Source organism: Streptomyces sp. NPDC004327, assembly GCF_042873935.1.
GTDB lineage: Bacteria > Actinomycetota > Actinomycetes > Streptomycetales > Streptomycetaceae > Streptomyces.
Genome location: NZ_JBIAME010000004.1, coordinates 630,394 through 649,316 on the forward strand (window position 1 = coordinate 630,394; position 18,923 = coordinate 649,316).

Annotated in this window: 16 protein-coding genes; 5 read left to right on the plus strand and 11 right to left on the minus strand. The window is 73.9% G+C overall.

What is annotated here, in order from left to right:
• Positions 1–52: 52 nt before the first annotated feature.
• Entirely contained in the window at positions 53–526 is a 474-nt protein-coding gene (locus ACFYU9_RS17130; protein WP_389345235.1) for a MarR family winged helix-turn-helix transcriptional regulator, read from the plus strand.
• 196 nt (positions 527–722) lie between these two features.
• Positions 723–1,022 (plus strand): DUF1876 domain-containing protein, encoded by a 300-nt coding sequence (locus tag ACFYU9_RS17135; protein ID WP_389213650.1) that lies wholly within the window; start codon positions 723–725, stop codon positions 1,020–1,022.
• Between the two features lie 274 nt (positions 1,023–1,296).
• On the opposite strand, the gene ACFYU9_RS17140 is transcribed toward ACFYU9_RS17135, so the two are convergent.
• The 5 genes from ACFYU9_RS17140 to ACFYU9_RS17160 form a co-directional block, all read right to left on the minus strand.
• Positions 1,297–1,905, minus strand: coding sequence for a CBS domain-containing protein (locus ACFYU9_RS17140; RefSeq protein ID WP_389213653.1), 609 nt, complete (start codon positions 1,903–1,905; stop codon positions 1,297–1,299).
• Positions 1,906–1,987: 82 nt separating this feature from the next.
• Positions 1,988–3,298 carry a serine hydrolase domain-containing protein gene (locus ACFYU9_RS17145; RefSeq protein WP_389345236.1) on the minus strand — a complete coding sequence of 437 codons (1,311 nt, stop codon included), beginning with the start codon at positions 3,296–3,298 and terminating at the stop codon, positions 1,988–1,990.
• 84 nt (positions 3,299–3,382) lie between these two features.
• Positions 3,383–5,113, minus strand: a complete 1,731-nt coding sequence (locus ACFYU9_RS17150) for an FAD-dependent monooxygenase (RefSeq protein WP_389345237.1) — start codon at positions 5,111–5,113, stop codon at positions 3,383–3,385.
• Between the two features lie 97 nt (positions 5,114–5,210).
• A complete protein-coding gene (locus ACFYU9_RS17155; RefSeq protein WP_389213662.1) occupies positions 5,211–5,876 on the minus strand; it encodes a GntR family transcriptional regulator in 666 nt (221 codons plus the stop codon).
• 124 nt (positions 5,877–6,000) lie between these two features.
• Entirely contained in the window at positions 6,001–7,185 is a 1,185-nt protein-coding gene (locus tag ACFYU9_RS17160; protein WP_389345238.1) for a CaiB/BaiF CoA transferase family protein, read from the minus strand.
• Between the two features lie 174 nt (positions 7,186–7,359).
• On the opposite strand from ACFYU9_RS17160, the gene ACFYU9_RS17165 reads away from it, so the two are divergent.
• Positions 7,360–8,565: an acyl-CoA dehydrogenase family protein gene (locus tag ACFYU9_RS17165; RefSeq protein WP_389345239.1), complete on the plus strand. Its 1,206-nt coding sequence runs from the start codon at positions 7,360–7,362 to the stop codon at positions 8,563–8,565.
• Positions 8,566–8,590: 25 nt separating this feature from the next.
• Here the strand turns inward: ACFYU9_RS17165 and ACFYU9_RS17170 are convergent, their stop codons facing one another.
• Positions 8,591–9,094, minus strand: a complete 504-nt coding sequence (locus ACFYU9_RS17170; RefSeq protein WP_389213669.1) for an FBP domain-containing protein — start codon at positions 9,092–9,094, stop codon at positions 8,591–8,593.
• Positions 9,095–9,152: 58 nt separating this feature from the next.
• Entirely contained in the window at positions 9,153–10,634 is a 1,482-nt protein-coding gene (locus tag ACFYU9_RS17175; protein WP_389213671.1) for a PLP-dependent aminotransferase family protein, read from the minus strand.
• 352 nt (positions 10,635–10,986) lie between these two features.
• Between ACFYU9_RS17175 and ACFYU9_RS17180 the strand changes: the two genes are divergently transcribed.
• Positions 10,987–11,520 (plus strand): universal stress protein, encoded by a 534-nt coding sequence (locus tag ACFYU9_RS17180; RefSeq protein ID WP_389345240.1) that lies wholly within the window; start codon positions 10,987–10,989, stop codon positions 11,518–11,520.
• Here ACFYU9_RS17180 and ACFYU9_RS17185 read toward each other — a convergent pair.
• Positions 11,505–12,728: a DUF6777 domain-containing protein gene (locus tag ACFYU9_RS17185; protein ID WP_389345241.1), complete on the minus strand. Its 1,224-nt coding sequence runs from the start codon at positions 12,726–12,728 to the stop codon at positions 11,505–11,507. The two genes, ACFYU9_RS17180 and ACFYU9_RS17185, sit on opposite strands and share 16 nt — an antisense overlap.
• 346 nt (positions 12,729–13,074) lie before the next feature.
• Between ACFYU9_RS17185 and ACFYU9_RS17190 the strand changes: the two genes are divergently transcribed.
• Positions 13,075–14,475, plus strand: a complete 1,401-nt coding sequence (locus ACFYU9_RS17190; protein ID WP_389345242.1) for a streptophobe family protein — start codon at positions 13,075–13,077, stop codon at positions 14,473–14,475.
• An 86-nt stretch (positions 14,476–14,561) separates the two neighbouring features.
• Here the strand turns inward: ACFYU9_RS17190 and ACFYU9_RS17195 are convergent, their stop codons facing one another.
• From ACFYU9_RS17195 to ACFYU9_RS17205, 3 genes are read right to left on the minus strand one after another with little or no spacing between them, the layout of a single operon-like run.
• Complete coding sequence (locus ACFYU9_RS17195) at positions 14,562–15,704, minus strand: serine/threonine-protein kinase (protein WP_389345243.1); 1,143 nt, start codon at positions 15,702–15,704, stop codon at positions 14,562–14,564.
• A complete protein-coding gene (locus tag ACFYU9_RS17200) occupies positions 15,701–16,339 on the minus strand; it encodes a hypothetical protein (RefSeq protein WP_389345244.1) in 639 nt (212 codons plus the stop codon). Before ACFYU9_RS17200 ends, ACFYU9_RS17195 begins: the two co-directional genes overlap by 4 nt.
• Before the next feature lie 15 nt (positions 16,340–16,354).
• Entirely contained in the window at positions 16,355–18,916 is a 2,562-nt protein-coding gene (locus tag ACFYU9_RS17205) for an FHA domain-containing protein (RefSeq protein WP_389345245.1), read from the minus strand.
• Between the last annotated feature and the right edge of the window lie 7 nt (positions 18,917–18,923).

Consider the following 18,923-nt stretch of genomic DNA (forward strand, 5'->3'; position numbering starts at 1 on the left):
TGAGTATCAGGTGCCTGAGTCAAGACAGGAAGCTGAGTTTGGAGTGGGTGACGTGGTGGAGATCCCCGCGGAGGAGTACCTGTGCATGCGCATCCGGCGCACGGAACAGGCGCTGATGGCGCACCATGAAGCGGTGCTGCGCGGCTACGGGTTGACGATGACCCAGTACACGGTGCTGCTCACGCTGTCCCGGGAATCCGACGGCCTGTCCGGGGCCCAGCTGGCACGCGCCTGCGGCGTCACCCAGCAGACCATGGCCCCGGTGCTCGCCGGACTGCAGAACAAGGACCTGATCACACGGGAGGCCTCCCCCGTACACGCGAAGGTCCTCATCGCCTCCCTCACCGATCCGGGCCGGAGCTTGCTGGATCGCGCATACCAAGAAGTGATCGTGCTTGAGCGCGCCCTCTCCCAGGCCTTCACGCCCGCCGAGCACGCCGCCCTGTGCGACCTCCTGGAACGCGCCCGCGAAGTGCTCACGGAACAGACCCACCGAGCCGCCGCCGAGCGGCGAGAAGCGCCATGACGGTGCCGGGCCCGGCCTGGTCGTCCCCAGCGGTATCCGTGGTGAGCGGCTGCGCGCCCCGTGCGCGGCGATCACCGCGCGGCGGCGAGCCGGGGCACGGGGGCGAGGCGTGGCGCCCGGCGAATCGTGGCGGGATCCTGGAAGGAGACGGCCGCGCGGCGGTCTCGCGTGGCCGCAGGGCACGAGGAGGCAGGCCATGACACGACATCTGGAGTGGAAGGTCGGCCTGGATCTGGTCGAGGACAACGGCAGGACCAAGGCGGAGGCCCGCCTGGACACGGGCACGTCGAAGATCACCGGCCACGGCTCCGCGCGGTGCAATCCGACGGACGTGGACGTGCCGGTGATCGGCGACGACCTCGCCGCGAGCCGGGCCATGACGGATCTGGCCGGAAAGCTGATGAGGGAGGCCAACCGGGAGATGGAGGCCGTGGGCGCGGACACCGTGCCCCAGCGCACCGGACCCGGATACGGCTGGCCGGAGGCGGTCCAGTAACCGGCCGCCGCGCGTCCCGGGTCCGTCGACGGCGACGGGCCCGGGACGCATCACGGCGGGCCGAAGGCCCCGCGTGACGGGTCCCCGCTGGCCGCGCGTGCACGGTTCTCAGCGGCCGTGCGTGGCGCGTGTTCCGGGGGGCGCGCATACCAGGTGCGCGGTGGCCGGGCGTGACGGGTGGTCCGAGCCCCGCGCCGCGGGGGTCCGGGGCCCCGTATGACGGTGTTCCGCCGCCCGTGTGTCAGGTGTTCTGGGCTCGCGGACGGGCTCCGGCTCAGTCCTCCGTCGTGCCGGCCTCGTCCTCGTACGCCAGCCGGTCCACGACCTCGACCACTCCGTCCACGTCCTCGCAGAGCCGTACGAAGATCGGCGCGAGGCTGCGGCGCGGCAGCGTGCCGGTCAGGGTGACGCGGCCCTCGGAGACGTCGATGTGGAGGGACGCGGGGGACAGGCCCAGGATGCGGGTGACGACGTCCTCCACGATCTCCTCCTGGATGGCGCGGTCGCGCCGCAGGAACAGCTGGAGCAGGTCGCTGCGGCTCAGCACGCCGATCAGCTGCCCGCCCGCGTCCACCACCGGCAGCCGCTTCACCCGGTGCCGCTCCATGACGCGGGCCGCCTCCACCGCCGTCCAGGACGGGCGGGCGACGACCGCGGGGCTGGACATCATCGCCTCGGCGGTGCTCGGACCGTCCTTGGCGGTGTGCCGCTTCAGCAGGTCCGCCTCGGAGACCACGCCCACCGGCCGGTTCGCCTCGTCGACCACCGGCACGGCCGTGATGCCGTACTCGTCGAGCAGCCGGGCGATCTCCTTGAACGGAGTGCCCGGCTGCACCGTGACCGCCGTGGGCGTCATGAGGTCGGCGACACTGCGGTGCCTCATCGTTCGTCCCGTCCCTTCTCGACTCCTTTGTCCATGATCCCTCACGGGCGCGAGCCGGGGGACGGGGGGGCCGGGCGAGGCCTCAGGAACCGGGCGAGGACGGGGAGGCCGGCGAGGAGGCCGAAGCGTGCGGCTCGGTCGACTGCGGCAGGTTGAACACGTGCTGCGGGCTGACGATCTGCGTGATCGCCTGTCCGAACAGGGTGCTCGGCTCGACCCCGTTGTGCACGATGTCGGTGTTGAGCAGCACCACCAGTGTCGCCTGGTGTTCCGGCAGATAGATGGTCAGCGACTCGTAGCCGGGCAGCGAACCGTTGTGGCCGATCCAGCCCTGGACGTTGAAGATGCCGAGACCGTAGCCGGTGCCCGGGATGCCGGACGGCCCGGTCCGCAGCCGCTGCGCCTGGGTGTCGGCGGTGAGCAGGGTGCCGGTGGCGACCACCTTGGCCCAGGTCCGCATGTCCTGGAGGTTGGAGATCATCGCGCCGGCCGCCCAGCCCCAGGACGGGTTCCAGTCCGTCGAGTCCTCGATCTGCCCGGAGGCCGTCTGGTTGGTGTAGCCGTGGGCGTGCGGCTCGGGGAACGCCGCGTCCGTCGGGAAGATCGTGTGCCGCAGCCCGGCCGGCGCCGACACGTTCTTGGTGATGAAGTCGTGCAGCGGCATGCCGCCGACCTTCTCCACGACCAGGCCGAGCAGGATCAGATTGGTGTTGCAGTACTCGAACTGCGCGTTCGGCTGGAAGTTCACCGGATGCCGGAACGAGAACGCCAGCAACTCCTGCGGAGTGAAGGGGCGGTCGGGGTTCGAGGTGAACGCCTTGTAGAAGTCCGGGTCCGCCGAGTAGTTGAACAGGCCGCTGCGCATCCCGGCCAGCTCGCGCAGCGTGATGCGGTCCCCGTTGGGCACGCCGCTCACGTACTTCCCGATCGGGTCGTCCAGGCCCAGCTTGCCCTCGTCGACCAGTTCGAGCAGCGCGGTCACGGTGAAGGTCTTCGTCTCGCTGCCGATCCGCATGTAGAGGTCCGGGGTCATCTGCTGCCCCGTCGTCTTGTTGGCGACGCCGAAGGTGCGGATGTACTGGCCCTTGCCCGGCGCGGACACCGCCACGATGACGCCCGGGACGTTCGCCTCCTGCATGACCTGCCGTATCGCGTCGTCGAGTTGCGCGTCGACGGCCGGCGTGAGCTGCGCGAATTCGTCGTCCGAGGGGGAGGGCGACGGTGTGGTGTTCGCGGGGCTCGCCGGGCCCGCTGCCGCTGTGGTGCCGGGTGGGCCGAACGGGCCGGGCGCCGCCGCGCCGTACGCCGCTCCCGCGAGCGCCGGTACCGACAGCGTGCCCGTCAGGGCCACTCCGATGCAGAGCCTGCGCCAACGCGCCTGTGACTTCCTCACGGCAGCCTCCTGCCGGCCGAGGGCGATACTCCTCTCCCAGGCTAGGCCCGCCGCCGTGCCCCCGCACGGCGAGCCCGCGCCCGCTCAGATGCGGAAGACACCCCGGAGGTACGCCTCCAGGGACGCCGCCGCGGGCGGCCGCAGCCGGGCGCCGAGATAGCCATCGGGCCGTACGAGGAAGGCGGTTGGCGTCCCTGCGGCGTACTGGCGGGCGAACTGGCCGTCCGCGTCCCGGTACACGGGCATCGCCGGCCCGCCGCGGCCGTCCCCGGCCGCCCCCGGGCCACCCGGAAGCACCGCGCAGGCCCGCACCGCGCCGCCCGACAACTCGGCGGCTCGCTCGGCTAGTTCGGCTAGGCCGTCGGACTCGGCGGCGCCGTAGAGCAGCAGCACATGGCCGCGGTCCCGCAGCACGTCGTACAGGCGCAGGGGATACGAGGCGAGCGGCTCGGTGAGCCCCGTGCAGTCGGGTGCCCGGTCGCCGGGCCGGGGTCCCGCGCCGTCGTCCGCCGGGTCCGGGGCGGCGACGACCGGGCTGTCGCGGTAGCCGACGAGCAGCTGTGCCTCGCGCAGCAGCAGCGTGGCCGGGGCCTCCGGATCGGCCTGCACGCCTTCCTTCGCGTGCCGCACCGTGCGGCCGACGACCTCGGCGCCGACCGGGCGGCGCTCGGCGTCGTAGCTCGCGAGCAGGTCCGGTCCCGCCGAGCCCGCGGCCGCCAGGGACAGCTTCCACGCCAGGTTGTAGGCGTCCTGGATGCCGGTGTTCATGCCCTGGGCGCCGGTCGGCGGATGGATGTGGGCGGCGTCCCCGGCGACGAACACCCGCCCCACGCCGTACCGGTCGACCAGCCGGTGGCTGATCCGGAACACCGACGACCAGCGCAGTGCGGAAGCGGTGACGGGGCGCGGTGACAGCCGGTCGAGCACGGCCTGGATGTCCGACAGCGACGGTGTGTGGCCGCCGCTGTCGAGGCCGTGCGTGACCTCGTCGGCCACGGCCTCCACCGTGGCACCGGTCCCGTCGGCCGCGGTGAGTTCGGCCCGCCGGGCCGCGGTCAGTTCGGGCGGGACGGTCATCGACATCCGGTACCGGCCGCGGCCCGGCAGCGGGATGCCCACCAGCGCCTCGTCGGGGTGTCCGGCCGCGCCGCGGTGCGTGGAGCGCACGCCGTACCCCGGTGGCAGGTCCCAGTCCACCTCCACGTCGCCCAGCATGAACTCCTCGGGGAACGCGCCGCCCTCGAAGCCCAGCCCGAGTCCCTTGCGCACCGCGCTGTGCGCGCCGTCGCAGCCCACCAGATACCGGCAGCGCACCTCCTCCTCGGCCGGCGGCCCGCCCTCCACGGCCCTGGCGAGCCGGGCGGTCACCCCGTCCTCGTCCTGCTCGAAGCCCACCAGCTCCGTGCCGCGTTCGATCCGGGTGCCGAACCGTGCCAGGAACTCCTCCAGGATCCGCTCCGTCTCGTACTGCGGCAGCGCCGCGAAGCGGTACGGCACGTCGTCCGGCAGCGTCAGCTCCAGCCGGGGCCGTTCGACGCCGTCCACGTACACGAGCTGTCCGCGCAGCGGCACCGCGGCCTCCAGGGCCGCCCGGACGAAGCCCATCCGGTCCCAGATCTCCAGCGTGCGCGGCTGGATGCCCACCGCCTTGGCGAAGGGCAGCCGGGCCGGCAGCCGGTCGACGATCCGCACGGTGGTGCCATGCCGGCGAAGCTCGGCCGCCGCGGTGAGCCCGACGGGGCCCGCGCCGACGATGAGCACGTCCAGGACGGGCCGCCCTGACGTGCCACGGAGCGTGTCACGGTCGTTGCGCATCGTCGGTGCCTCCCGGCGGGCGGACGGCCCCTCCTCCATGGTCGGCCGCGTTCCCGGCGGACGCACCCGGTCGCTCCCGTCACTCCCGACGCTGCCGTCACTCGCGCGCGAGTACCTCGCGCAGCGCGCTGACGGCGTGGCGGCGGTGCTCGTCGAGCCAGTGGAGGGCCGCGGCCGTGTCGAGCTCGCGCACGGCCGAGATGACCGCCCGGTGCTCGTGGACGGCGACCTCGCGGTGCGCGTCGTCGGCGTAGTACAGCGAGCGGTACGCGTCGGTCGCGTCCCACAGGGTGGCGATCAGGCGCACCAGGCGCGGCAGGCCCGAAGCCTCGACCAGAGTGAAATGGAAGCGCCGGTTCGCCTCGGCCATGGCCGACACGTCGCCCGCGTCCGCCGCCCGCTCAACCTCCGGCTGGATCCGCTCCAGGGCGTCGAGCACGTCCTCCGGCATGCGGGCGAAGGCGGCGGTCACCGCCTCGGTCTCCAGGAGCGCGCGGATCCGGTAGATCTCCTCCAGGTCCGCGAGGGACAACTCGGCGACGAAATAGCCCCGGTGGACGTGGTGCACCACCAGGCCCTCGGCCTCCAGCGTCTTCAGGGCCTCGCGCAGCGGCACCCGGCTCACGTCGAGCCGCGCCGCCAGCGTGTCCTGCCGTATCGGGTCGCCCGGCCGCAACTCCCCGCTGGTGATGGCCCGTCGCAGCTCCTCCAGGACGAACTGCTGGGCGGTCGGCGGCCGCTTCCTCTCCACCGCGCTGCTCATCGGCGGTGCCCCTTCCCTCGACTGCGTGGCGTACATCTTCCTACGGCCCGCCGACACACCGTCGTGGCCTGTGGACAACCTGTCGTCCGGCCCCTCCCGCCCTGTGGACAACCGTCGCCGACCGTCAGGGCCCGTCCGGTCCGGCGGGGCGTCGGCCCAGCTCGGCCAGGACCTCGGCGGTGTGCTCGCCCAAGCGCGGCGGAGCGGAGCGGTAGGCGGCCGGGGTGGCGCCGAAGGAGACCGGGTGGGCCACCTGCCCGGGTCCGGCGGCCCGGTCCGGCACCCGCGGGTCAAGGCCGAGGCGGTCGGCGAGCGCGAAGGCACCGGCCAGGTCGTTGATGGGGCCGCAGGGCACCCCGGCCGCCGTCAGCTCCTCGAACCAGGCGTCGGCGGTGCGCCCGGCGAGCCGCTCGGACAACGCCGCCACCAGCTCCTCGCGGTGCGCGACCCGGGCCGTGTTGGTGGCGAAACGGGCGTCGTCGGCCAGAGCGGGGCTGCCGATCCGGGTACACAGCGCCCGGAACTGCCGGTCGTTGCCCACGGCCAGGACGAGTGGACGGTCGCTCGCCTCGAACACCTCGTACGGGGTGATGCTCGGGTGCCGGTTGCCCAGGGCGCGCGGCACGACCCCCGCGGCGAGATGCGCGGCGGCCTGGTTGGTGAGCGCGGAGAGCAGCGAGGTCAGCAGCGAGACCTCCAGACGCTGGCCCTCGCCGGTGCGTTCGCGGTGCCGGAGCGCGGCCAGGACGCCCATCCCGGCGTGCAGCCCGGTGATGACGTCGACGAGCGCCACACCCGCCTTCGTACCGGGGCCGTCCGGGTCGCCGGTGACGCTCATCAGCCCGCCCATGGCCTGCACCAGCAGGTCGTAGCCCGGCAGGTGGGCGCCCTCGGCCGAGCCGAAGCCGGTCACGGAGCAGTAGACGAGACCGGGGTTGGACGCCCGCACCCGCTCGTAGCCGAGGCCGAGCCTGTCCATGGTCCCGGGCCGGAAGTTCTCGACCAGCACGTCGGCGCGGTCCACGATCGCCCGGGCCGTCTCCAGGTCCGCCGGGTCGGTCAGATCGAGCGCCACGGACCGCTTGTTGCGGTTCACGCCGAGGAAGTAGGTGGCCTGGCCGTCGGCGAACGGCGGGCCCCATGCGCGGGTGTCGTCGCCCGCGCCCGGGCGCTCGATCTTCACCACCTCGGCGCCGAGGTCGGCGAGCAGCATCGTCATGTACGGGCCGGCGAGCACCCGGCCGAAGTCCGCGACGACGATCCCGGACAGGGCGCCGGGCGGGGCGGCCCCGGGCTGTTCCGCGTGCATACCGCTCCTCCCGGACATCGGATCCCGGACATCGGATCCCAGAGGTGGGATCCCGGACATCGGATCCAAGCGGACCGTATGCAGAGGAGATCAGATATTCAATACTGGATCCAATATCCAATCTAGGGCTACGCTTCCGCTCGCCGAGTTGCCACAGTCGCCAGGAGGCCGTCCGTGAAGTCGTCGCCGCAGCCGACGCGTTCGTCGCAGTCGTCGCCCGTCCACCCTCTCGATCTGCTCGCGATCGACGGACTGCTCACCGACGAGGAGCGGGAGATCCGCCGCACCGTGCGGGCCCTCGCCGACCGCGAACTGCGTCCGCACATCGCCGAGTGGTTCGAGTCGGGCGCCATCCCCGCCCGCGAACTCGCCCGCACCCTCGGCGGGCTCGGCGTCCTCGGCATGCACCTGGAGGGCTACGGCTGCGCGGGCACCAACTCCGTGGCGTACGGCCTCGCCTGCATGGAGCTGGAGGCGGTCGACTCCGGACTGCGCTCGCTCGTCTCCGTACAGGGCTCGCTCGCCATGTACGCGATCTGGAAGTTCGGCTCCGAGGAGCAGAAGCAGCGCTGGCTGCCGGGGATGGCGGCCGGCGAGTACATCGGCTGCTTCGGCCTCACCGAGCCGGACGCCGGCTCCGACCCGGGCGCCATGCGCACCAACGCCAAGCGGGACGGCTCCGACTGGGTGCTCAACGGCACCAAGATGTGGATCACCAACGGCTCCGTTGCCGACGTCGCCGTCGTCTGGGCGCGCACCGAGGACGGTGTCCGAGGCTTCGTCGTGCCCACCGACACCCCCGGCTTCAGCGCGCCCGAGATCAAGCAGAAGCTGTCCCTGCGCGCCAGCGTCACCAGCGAACTCGTCTTCGAGGACGTACGGCTGCCCGCCGACGCCGTGCTCCCCGGGGCCCGCGGTCTGTCCGGCCCGCTCGGCTGCCTGAACGAGGCCCGCTTCGGCATCGTCTTCGGCGCGCTCGGCGCCGCCCGCGACTGCCTGGAGACGGCCATCTCGTACGCGGGCGACCGCACCGTGTTCGCGCGGCCGCTCTCCTCGTACCAGCTCACCCAGCAGAAGCTCGCCGACATGGCCGTGGAGCTCGGCAAGGGCATGCTGCTCGCCCTCCACCTCGGCCGGCTCAAGGACCAGGGCACGCTCGCCCCCGAGCAGATCAGCGTCGGCAAGCTGAACAACGTCCGCGAGGCCATCGCGATCGCCCGGGAGTGCCGCACCATCCTGGGCGCCAACGGCATCACCCTGGAGTACCCGGTGCTGCGCCACGCCAACAACCTGGAGTCGGTCCTCACCTACGAGGGCACCAGCGAGGTCCACTCCCTGGTCATCGGCAAGGCGCTCACCGGCGAGCAGGCCTTCCGCTGACGTGCGGGATGAGGGGTGACGGCCGCTAGCCGGCCGTCACCCGGTCCACGAAGGCGTCGAGGTTGCCCGTCATCCGCGCGACCTGTTCCTCCACGGTCAGCGACTCCTCGTGCCGGCGGCCGCGCAGCTTGGGCTGCCGCAGGCCCCGCACGTACAGCGGGCAGGCGAGGTCGGCGCAGAGGTAGGTGCCGACCGTGTTGCCCTCGCGGCCGCGGGTGCCCGCCAGCGGCGCGGCCAGCAGGGTCACGCCCGAGGAGGCGTGCGAGGTCAGACAGATCTGGCACATGCTCGACTTCATCGCGCTGGTCCGGCCGACGGCCGGCACCCGCAGCGTCACGCCGACCGGGCCCTCGGCACGCGGCACGACGAGATGGGCGCGCAGCGGCGCGCCCGGGTCCACCCAGCCCAGGAAGTCCAGGTCGGGCCAGGGCAGCTCGGCGAAGTCGAGCGGCAGCTTCAGCCGGGCCGCGTCACCCTTCGTGCAGTTCACGAAGGACGCGCGGATCTCTTTGTCGGTCAGTGGTTCCACTCGTACGACCGTACACAGGCCCGTTGCCCCGGGCATCCGATTATCGGTGTGATCCGCCTCAGGCCACCCAGTCGGGCAGGCCCGGGTCGGCGAACCGGGCCGGGGCGCCCTCCAGGGCCGCCGCGAGCCGTTCGGCCGCCGTCTCGTACACCTCGGCGGGCAGCGCGTACGGGATCCGCAGCCGGTGCTCGTGCGTGCCCGGGTCGACGCCGAACCGGCCGCCGCCCTCCACCCGCACACCGTGCCGCAGCGCCCGCGCCGCGAGCTGCGAGGCGATCGGCCGGCCCAGGTCGATCCACAGGCAGAGGCCCCCGGGCGGCAGCGTCCAGTGCCACTCCGGCACGTGCCGGGCGAGCGCCGTCACCAGCGCGTCCCGGCGCCGCCGCAGCTCGGCCGCGCGGGACGGGAGCAGCGGGTCGACGCGGTCCATCAGGGCGACGGCGACGAGCTGGTCGAGAACCGAACCGGCGAGGTCGTGGGTGATCCGCACCCGGGCCAGCTCGGTCACCACGCGCGCGGAGGCCCGCGCCCAGCCCACCCGCAGCCCGCCCCAGCAGCTCTTGCTGAGCGAACCGACCGTGATCAGCTGCTCGCCGCTGCCGGGCCCGGCCGTGGCCGCGAACGGCGCCGGGGCCGGCACGTCCAGGGCCGTGTCGGTGAGCGTCTCGTCCACGACCAGCCAGGTCCCGGTGGCCCGCGCGGCCCGGGCCACCTCCCGCCGCTGCTCCGGGGGCATCAGCCGACCGGTCGGGTTGTGGAAGTCGGGGATGAGGTACGCGAGCCGCGGCGCGGTCTGCCGCAGCGCCGCGTCGATCAGCCCGCTGTCCCAGCCGGTCTCGGTGACCGGCACGGGGGTGATGCGCAGCCGCCGGCCGCGCATCGCGTCCAGGGCGTTGGGGTACGAGGGGTTCTCGGCGAGCACCCGGTCGCCCGGCCCGCCGAGCAGCGCGAGGGCGAGCGCCACGGCCTGCTGGGCGCCGGTCGTGACCAGGATCTGCTCGGGCCGCGTGGGCAGTCCGCGCGCGGTGTACCGGTCGGCGATGGCGGCCCTCAGCTCCGGGATCCCGTACGGGTGGTAGCCCTGCGCCGTCGCGAACCGGGGCAGCTCTTCGGCGGCCCGCGCCAGCGCCTCGGCCAGCAGACCGGCCGGAGCCTCGGGCGCGGCCAGCGCCAGGTCGATCAGCGCGTCGGAGTCCCCGTGCAGGGCGGCGGGCCCGGTCGGCGACTCGCCCTCGGGCAGCGCGGTCCAGGTGCCGGCGCCCTGCCGGCTGTGCGCGTAACCGCTCTCGCGGAGGAGGTCGTAGGCGGCGGTCACGGTCGTCCGGCTCACCCCGAGCGCGGTGGCCAGCTCGCGCTCGGCGGGCAGCCGCATCCGCAGCGCGACCCGCCCGTCGAGCAGCGCCTGCCGCACCGCCCGGGCCAGTTCGCGGTAACCGAACCGGCCCTCGACGGGCGGCGTGAGCAGCGCCGCCAGCTGCCGCCCGCTCAGCATGCGGTCCGGCAGGGTGACCACGCTGCGGATCACTCGACCCTCTGCCATGCCAATCACTCCCTATTGGCTGTGCTGTCCAGGCCAATAAGGCTACAGACTCCTTTTCAGTGGCCTGGTGGCCCTGGGGAAAGGAGCGTGGGGAGATGGCTGAGCACTTCACCGACCGTGACGAAAGGACGTGGCAGCGGCGCGCCGAGGAGCCGATCCTGCGGCGGTGGGGGAGTGGATCCCCCATACGGGATATCGGATCCAAGGTCCGGGATGGTGGATCCACCACGCGGGCCGTGGGATCCAGGACTTCGGATCCTGGATCCAGGACGCCGGACATCGGATCCAGCGCGCGGGATATCGCCTATTGGATCCAGTCCCTGCGCCGGGCGCTGCGCCGCGGAGCGCGGGCATGACCAGGATCGTCGTCGGCGTCAGCGGCTCGCTCGCCTCGCTCGCCGCCCTCCGCCACGCCGCCGCGCTCGCCCACCGCGAAGACGCCGCACTGCTGGCGGTCCTCGCCTGGGAACCGCCCGAGGGGGAGTCCCTCCACGCGCGCAACCCGGACCGTGCCTGGGCCCGGATGTGGGCCGGCGAGGCCCGGCAGCGGCTCGCGCGGGCCTTCGACGACGGGCTCGGCGGCCTGCCCGAGGCCGTCGCCGTGGAGCGCCGCATCGTGCGGGACGCGCCGGCCGCCGCGCTGCTCGGGGCGGCCGGGCGGACCGGAGACCTGCTGGTGCTCGGGACGAGCCCGCGCCGGGGCCGGTTCGGCCGGCTGGGGCGGCGGCCGGTGCTGCGGGCGGTCATGGCCGGGGCCCGGGGCCCCGTACTGGTGGTCCCGGGCCCCGCGTTGCGCCGTGGTGAGGCGCGGGTGCTGCGGCGGCACGCCCGTAGCGGCGTGCCGGAGGCCGGGGCGTACGCCCCGCCCACTCAGATCAGCGGCTGACTCCCCGGCCGCGTCGCCGCATTCGAGAACCCCGAGAACTTCGAGGACACTGACGCGGACGGCGACGAGGACGTGGAGCCCGAGGCGCTCGGCGGGGGCAGCACGGCCGCCGACTGGGGCTGCGACTCCGGTGCCGAGGACACCGTCGAAGGCCCGGCCGACGACGCGGACTCGGACGCCGGTGCCGACGCCGAGGCCGGCTCCGACGCCGGTTGCGACGGCGGCTCGGAGGTCGAGGGGGATGACGGCGGCGGGCTGCTCGACGAGGACGACGCCGGCGGCGAGGACAGGCTGGACGGGCAGGGCGAGGGGGTCACGCTGTTGGTGGGCGTCGGGGTCTCGGTGCCCGTCACCGTCACACAAGGCACCGGGCTGCTCGGCGACGTGGACGGCGAGGTCGACGGGGACGTCGTGGGCGAGGTGGACGGCGAGGGCGGCGGCGGGGGAGTCGTCGGCCGGTCGTGCTCATGGCCCGCCGAGCCCGGCTTCCGGGCGATCCAGCCGTCCGTGTTCGGGTCGAAGATGATGAAGACGTTGATCACCGTCACCGACGGGTTCACGACCACCACGTTGCTCGTCCGGAAGCCCGGCCAGGCCGTGCCGACCTGCTTCGGTGCCTTCTGCGCCACCGGCGGCGTCAGCGGATTGCCGCAGGCGCACCGCACCCTGGGCACCCCGTGGCCGTCGACCAGGACCGCCGTGCCGGCCTGGAGCACCGACTGGAAGGCGACCGGGGAGCCGTCACGGAAGCCGTGGTTGGTCACCCGGGTGTCCACCCGCAACTGAACCGACGTCAGCGAGCGCAGGAAACTCGGCACCTCACCGGCCGAGACGCCCATGACCGAGGCGAAGGCCGCGTTCTTGGCGGGCTCGTCGGCGAGGAAGCGGATCTGCTGCTCGACGTCGCAGCTCGCGGTGTGCCGCGTCCCGCCGTAGAGGCCGGGGGTCGAACCCGTCACGGTGCGCGCCGCGTTGGTGTCGCCGCCGCTCTCGCTCGGCAGTGCCGGCGGGGAGATCGTGGCTCCCGTCGTGCGGGCGGTCGAGCGGGTGAACGGATCGGGGCCGGTGGCGGCGGCGTTCTGCAGGAAGACCTCGCCGCCGCCCGAACCGGCCTGGTTCGAACCGCCGTTGTCACCCCGCTGGGTCAGCACCACGATGAGCGCGACCGCCGCCACCAGCACGGCCGTCAGCGAGGCGACCTTGGGCACCGAGCGCCACCACGGGCCCCCGCCGCCACCGCCGCTCGCCGCGCCTCCGCCCGTACCGCCGCCCCCGCCGCCGGATCCACCGCCCCCGCCGCCGGATCCACCGCCCCCGCCACCCGAACCGCCGCTCGAACCGCCGCTCGGCGGGCCGGTAGGAGGTGGGGGAGTGGTCTGGCCGGGGCGCGTGCCGGGGCCCGAGAGAGGGCCCGAAGGCGGGCCGGTGGGAGGGACCGAGGGCTGCCCGGACGGCGGGTGGGAAGTCACGTTGTTTCCCTTTCTTCCGTTCCGCGCCCATTGTGTGCGTCAACCGGGTGCAGCCCGCAAGCGGACCGCACCCGCCGGTACTAGCGTGGGCAGGGTGAGCACGCGGCTCCCCACCTCCCCCCGCCCGTCCGCCCCCGGTGACCTCGGCGAACACCTCGCCCGCGACCTGGCGGCGGCGCTCGGCACCGTCGTCGCCGGCTTCCTCGCGATGGGCGTCACCGCCGTCCTCGGCCTGTGGGCCGCGGGCGCCGCCGACCTGCCGGGCGGCGCGGGCGCGTTCGCGTCCGTCGCCGCCGCGGTCGTCGTGATGGCCGCCGGCGGCCAGGTCGGCCTCTCCGGCCAGGCCGGATCCCTCGCCGGCACCCAGGCCGAACTCACCGCCATGCCGCTCACCGTCACCCTGGTGGGCGCACTCGTCGCCGGATTCCTGTTCCTGCGCCCGCTGCGCCACCACGCCGTCGCCCGCGGACGGCGGCTGCTCGCGCTCGCCGTGCCCACCGTAGTGCTCTGGCTGGCCGCGCTCGCCGGCGTCTCCGCGCTCGCCCGCCACGACTTCCCGATCAGCCTCGGCGGCGCCGACCAGGAAGCCACGACGACCGGCGACCTCGCCGACCTGTTCAAGGGCCTCCTCGACGCAACCAACCCCAGCGTCGGCTTCCGCACCGACGTCGGCCCCACCCTCTTCTACGGACTGCTGTGGATCCTCGGCGTCCTGGTCATCGCCCTGCTCGTCTCCCGCCGCACGCCGCTGCCGCCCCGGCTCGTCCGGCACCACCAGGCCGTCCGTCCCGCCGCGTCCGCGCTGCTGCTCCTGCTGCTCGCGTACGTGGTCCTCGGCCTCGTCATCGGCCTGGTCGTCGCGGCCACCAAGGGCCATGTCCCCCAGACCTTCGCCGTGCTGCTCCTCGGCCTGCCCAACGTCTCCTGGCTCGCGCTCGGCATCGGCATCGGCGGCTCCTGGCAGGGCCGCGCCGAGGGCCCGTTCGGCCTGCCCATGCCGCAGATCCTCGACGAGGTGCTGCGCGGCGGGAACGGCGGCAAGGACCTGTCGACCGTCGACCTGTCCACCCTCGCCTCCTACGACGCCCGCGCCTGGTGGCTGCTGCCGGTCGCCGTTGTGCTCGTGCTCGCCGCCGCGTTCGTCATGGCCGCCCGCTCACCCGCCCGCATCCCGCCCTGGCGGCACGCCCTCCACCTGGGCATCGGCTTCGCCCTCGCCATGCTGGTCGTCACCCCGCTGACCCTCGTCGAGGCCCACTTCGGCCTGTCGGTCATCGGCATCGGCGACCTCGACGCGCTCGGCGCCACGGTCGTGCTGCGCCCGAACATCTGGGCCACCGTCGGCCTCGCCCTGCTCTGGGGCCTGGTCGCCGGCTTCCTCGGAGGGCTCCTCGCCAGGCCCGTGCACCGCCGCGGCGAGGTCGAGACCCCCAAGACGACGCCCCCGGCGACGCCTGACGAAACGACGCCCCCAACGACTTCCTGACAGCACGACACCCGACGAAAAACGCCCCCCAACGGCGCCTGACGGCACGACGCCCGACGAGCCCGCGCCTGACGCCCCGAAGCGGCTCACAGCTCCCGGAACACCGGACGCGCCCACGCCGGCGGCTCCGGCGGCGGCCCCTGCGGCCACTTCCCGCTCACGGCGTTCGCCACGCTCCCGCCGGACACGGCCGACCTCGACCGCCGGCCCCGCTCCACGGCCGCCCGCAGCTCGGCGACGAACTCCAGACACGTCCCGTACCGCTCCTCCGGCGTCTTCGCCAGCGCCTTCGCGAAGACCGCGTCGGCCGCCTCCGGCAGCCCCGGCCGCTCCTCCGACAGCGGAGGCGGCGGATCGTACTGATGCGCCCACAGCAACGCCATGTCGTCGTCGCGGCGGAACGGCGGCACGCCCGTCAGCGTCTCGAAGACCACGCACGCGAGGCTGTAGACGTCGCAGCGGCCGTCCACCGGCTTGCCGGAGATCTGTTCCGGCGCCACGTAGTCGAGCGTCCCGACGAACTGCCCCACCGTGGTGAACCCGGTCAGCGACAGCGACTTCTTCGTCAGCCCGAAGTCGGTCAGGTAGACGTGCTCCGGATGGTCCCGGTCGGTGCCCTCGGCCACCAGGATGTTGCCGGGCTTCACGTCCCGGTGCACCAGGTCGTGCGCGTGCGCCGCGTCGAGCGCGGAGGCCACCTGGACCGCGATCCGCCCCGCCGTCACCGGCTCCAGCGGCCCCTCCCGGTCCAGCAGCGCCCGCAGGTCCTGCCCCGGCACGTAGCGCATCGCGATGTACAGCACGCCCTCCGTCTCACCCGCCTCGAAGACGGGCACGATGTGCGGGTGGTCGATGGCCGCCGCCACCCGTGACTCGTGCGTGAAGCGCTTGCGGAAGGTGTCGTTGCGGGCCAGCTCCGGCGCCAGCAGCTTCAGTGCCACCGTGCGGTCGAGGTTCAGGTCGTGCGCGCGGTAGACGACGGCCATGCCGCCGCGCCCGATCTCGGCCTCGACGACGTACCCGGCGATCCGCTTCCCCGCGAGCCCGGACTCCCGCCCGGCCGGCAGCGCGCCGTCGGCATCGGCCCCACGGCCACGGCCACCGCCGGCGCCGCGCCCGGCGGCCCCGTCGGCGCCGCCACCGTTCGCACGCCCGGCGCCGCCACCGTTCGCAGGCCCGGCGCCGTCGCCGGTGCCGCTCACGGTGCCGTCACCGGGCGCCCGCGTCATCCGGCGTCACCCGGCCCGGCCGCCGGCTGTTCCTGCACCACCTGGGTGGCCCCGGGACCCTCGGCGTCCAGCCGCGGCACCACCTGCGTCGGCTCGTGCACCGCCTCGGCGGGCGGCGTCGCGGCCGAAGGGGCCGCGGAGGCCGCGTAGGTGCTCAGCCCCGTGCCGTCGCAGAACACCCAGCGCTCGTGCTCCGCGTCGTACAGCCACACCGACTCGCCGTCGACCACCATGCCCACCCGCAGCCCGCGGGTCCGCTGCCGGAACGTCTCGCCGTCCGCGTGCCCCGCGGCCAGCTCCTCGGCCGCCCGCCGGTAGCGGCCGAGCGCGTCCTCGGCCCGCGCGATCAGCGGGCGCGGATCGGCGGTCCGGGCGAGGGCCCGGCCGGCGGCGGGCGGATCGGCCGGCACGGAGACGAGCAGCCGGGCGTCGACCCACGCCGACCAGCCGTTGGAGCACAGCACCTGGCCCCAGTCGCCGACCCGGTCGAGCAGCTGCACCGGCAGCAGCGCGTCGAGCGGCGCCGTCGGCACGGCCGGATCGGGCGCCTCCCAGGCGGGCAGCCCGTCGCGCGGCACCACATGCGTGGGCCGGAAGTCCGGCACGTACTCCGGCACGCCATCCACAGCGACCACAGCCACCTCCGCCGTCTATTTCCGCATCACGACCGGCTCGTGCCGGCGCAGCAGCCGCGCCACCAGGAGTCCGAGCACGACGGACAGCACGACCAGCATCCCCATGTCGAACAGCCAGGCGCCGACCGTGTGGTTCATCAGCGGATCGGCGGTTTTCTCGCCCGGCACGATCGCGCCGATGTCGATCGTCGCGCCCATCGCGGCGAACGCCCACCGTGACGGCACCAGCCACGCCAGCTGCTCCAGGACCGGCGTGCCGCGCACGTTCAGGAGCGCGCCGCAGAACACCACCTGGACGATCGCGAGGAGGACGAGCAGCGGCATCGTCACCTCCTCCTTGCGCACCAGCGCCGACACGAAGAGGCCGAGCATCATCGCCGTGAACGCGAGCAGCGCGACGGCCAGTGTCAGTTCGAGCAGCGGCGGCATCAGCACGCCCTTGCCGCCGGGCGCGCCGAGCGGGACGCCGATCAGCGCCACCAGGGTCAGCACCACCGCCTGCACGACGGTGATGACGCCGAGGACGACCACCTTGGACATCAGATACGCGGAGCGGGACAGGCCCACGGCTCTCTCGCGGCGGTAGATGGTGCGTTCCTTGACCAGCTCGCGCACCGCGTTCGCCGCGCCGGTGAGAACGGCGCCGACGCAGAGGATCAGCAGCACGTTCAGCGTGGACTCGGGATTGAGCTTCCCCTCGGACAGGGCGCGGGCCATCGCGCCCATGACGAACGGCAGCGCGACCATGATCGCCAGGAAGGTCCGGTCGGCGGACAGGGCGGCCGCGTACCGCCGGACGAGCGTACGGAGCTGGGCGCCCCAGCTCTGCGCCTTCGGCGGCGGGGGCGGCGCGGGCTCGTGCTCCGCCGCTCCCGCGCCGGGTGCGGGCGGCCGTACGGTGGCCTCCTCGATGTAGCGGTGGTGGAAGCGCGAGGACCGGTACCGGCCCGCCCAGTCCCGCTCCCGGTCGTTCTCGAACGCCTCGAACGCCTCCGGCCACTGCGCGAAGCCGAAGAAGTCCAGGCTGTCGCCGGGCGGACCGTAGTAGGCGACGCGGCCGCCGGGCGCGAGCACGAGCAGCCGGTCGCACACGTCCAGGCTGAGCACGCTGTGCGTGACGACGACGACCGTCCGCCCGTCGTCGGCGAGCCCGCGCAGCATGTGCATGACCGAGCGGTCCATGCCCGGGTCGAGCCCGGACGTCGGCTCGTCGAGGAAGAGCAGCGAAGGCTTCGTCAGCAGTTCCAGGGCCACGCTCACCCGCTTGCGCTGACCGCCGGACAGGCTGTGGATCGGCTGCCCGGCCCGCTCCTGCAGGCCCAGCTCGTCGATCACCTCGTCGACCCGGGCGCGCCGCTCGGCGGGCGCGGTGTCCTCCGGGAAGCGCAGCTCGGCTGCGTACCCGAGGGCCCGGCGCACGGTCAGCTGGAGGTGCAGGATGTCGTCCTGCGGGACGAGTCCGATGCGCTGGCGCAGCTCCGCGTAGTCCCGGTACAGGTCACGGCCGTCGTAGAGCACGGTGCCCCGGTCGGCCGGCCGCTGCCCGGTCAGGGCGTTCAGGAGCGTCGACTTGCCCGCGCCGGACGGGCCGACGACCGCGAGCAGGCACTTCTCGCCGACCGGGAACGACACCGCGTCGAGCAGCGTCTTGCGGCCGTGGTCGACGGTGACGGCCAGCTCCTGCACGTCGAGCGAGATCTCGCCGGTGTCGGTGAACTCGACGAGGTTCCCGCCGATCAGGCAGAACGCGTGGTGCCCGATGCCGATGACGTCCTCGGCCGTCACCCGCGCCTCGGTGACCGGGTGGCCGTTGAGGAACGTGCCGTTGTGGCTGCCGAGGTCATGGATCCAGTACGTGCCGTCCGGCGCCGCCCGCAGCTCCGCGTGCCGGCGCGAGACCGTCAGGTCGTCGACCACCAGGTCGCTGTCGGCGGCCCGGCCGATGCGCACGGTGTGCACGGGCAGCGGACGCACGGAGGTCGGCTGCCGGAAGGTGCCGGTGAGCGCGGGGTACGAGACGGCGGAGGGACGGGGCGGCGGCGGGGGGCCGGGGGACGCGGGCGCGGGGTGCGGGGGCGAGGGCGGTACGGGTCCGGGGTGCGGGGGCTGCTCCTGTACGGGGTCCGGGGGCGCCGGTTCTTGTCGTACGGGCTCTTGCTGGCCAGGTTCCGCCGGCGCCGGCGCCGGGTCCTGGCGTACGGGCTCCGGTGGCGCCGGTTCCTGGCGTGCGGGCTGCGGTCGTACGGGCTCCGGCGGCGCGGCCGCGAGCAGGACCGCCATCGGGCCCTCCGTCGGGTGGCCGAAGCGGATGACCGTGCCGGGGCCGACCATGCTCAGGCCCACCCGGTGGTCGTCGGCGAAGGTGCCGTTCGTACTGCCGGCGTCTTCGAGCGTCCAGTGGTCGTCGACCGCGCGCAGCACCGCGTGGTGCCAGGACGCCCGGGCGTCGGCCAGCACGAAGTCGCTGGTGGGGTCGCGCCCGATGCGATAGACGCGGCTCGGGTTCATCAAGGTCGCGTCCCCGTCGATCTCGAGGACCAGCTCGGGTGCGGCGGGCGCGACGGGCCGCTCTCCCATGCGATGA

Excerpts from the sequence above, each read along its gene's own strand:
- ACFYU9_RS17175 (WP_389213671.1), bottom strand. The coding sequence starts at position 10,634 with ATGGCAGAGGGTCGAGTGATCCGCAGCGTGGTCACCCTGCCGGACCGC.
- ACFYU9_RS17205 (WP_389345245.1), bottom strand. The coding sequence starts at position 18,916 with ATGGGAGAGCGGCCCGTCGCGCCCGCCGCACCCGAGCTGGTCCTCGAG.
- ACFYU9_RS17180 (WP_389345240.1), top strand. The coding sequence starts at position 10,987 with ATGACCAGGATCGTCGTCGGCGTCAGCGGCTCGCTCGCCTCGCTCGCC.
- ACFYU9_RS17140 (WP_389213653.1), bottom strand. The coding sequence starts at position 1,905 with ATGAGGCACCGCAGTGTCGCCGACCTCATGACGCCCACGGCGGTCACG.
- ACFYU9_RS17195 (WP_389345243.1), bottom strand. The coding sequence starts at position 15,704 with ATGACGCGGGCGCCCGGTGACGGCACCGTGAGCGGCACCGGCGACGGC.
- ACFYU9_RS17135 (WP_389213650.1), top strand. The coding sequence starts at position 723 with ATGACACGACATCTGGAGTGGAAGGTCGGCCTGGATCTGGTCGAGGAC.
- ACFYU9_RS17155 (WP_389213662.1), bottom strand. The coding sequence starts at position 5,876 with ATGAGCAGCGCGGTGGAGAGGAAGCGGCCGCCGACCGCCCAGCAGTTC.
- ACFYU9_RS17160 (WP_389345238.1), bottom strand. The coding sequence starts at position 7,185 with ATGCACGCGGAACAGCCCGGGGCCGCCCCGCCCGGCGCCCTGTCCGGG.
- ACFYU9_RS17150 (WP_389345237.1), bottom strand. The coding sequence starts at position 5,113 with ATGCGCAACGACCGTGACACGCTCCGTGGCACGTCAGGGCGGCCCGTC.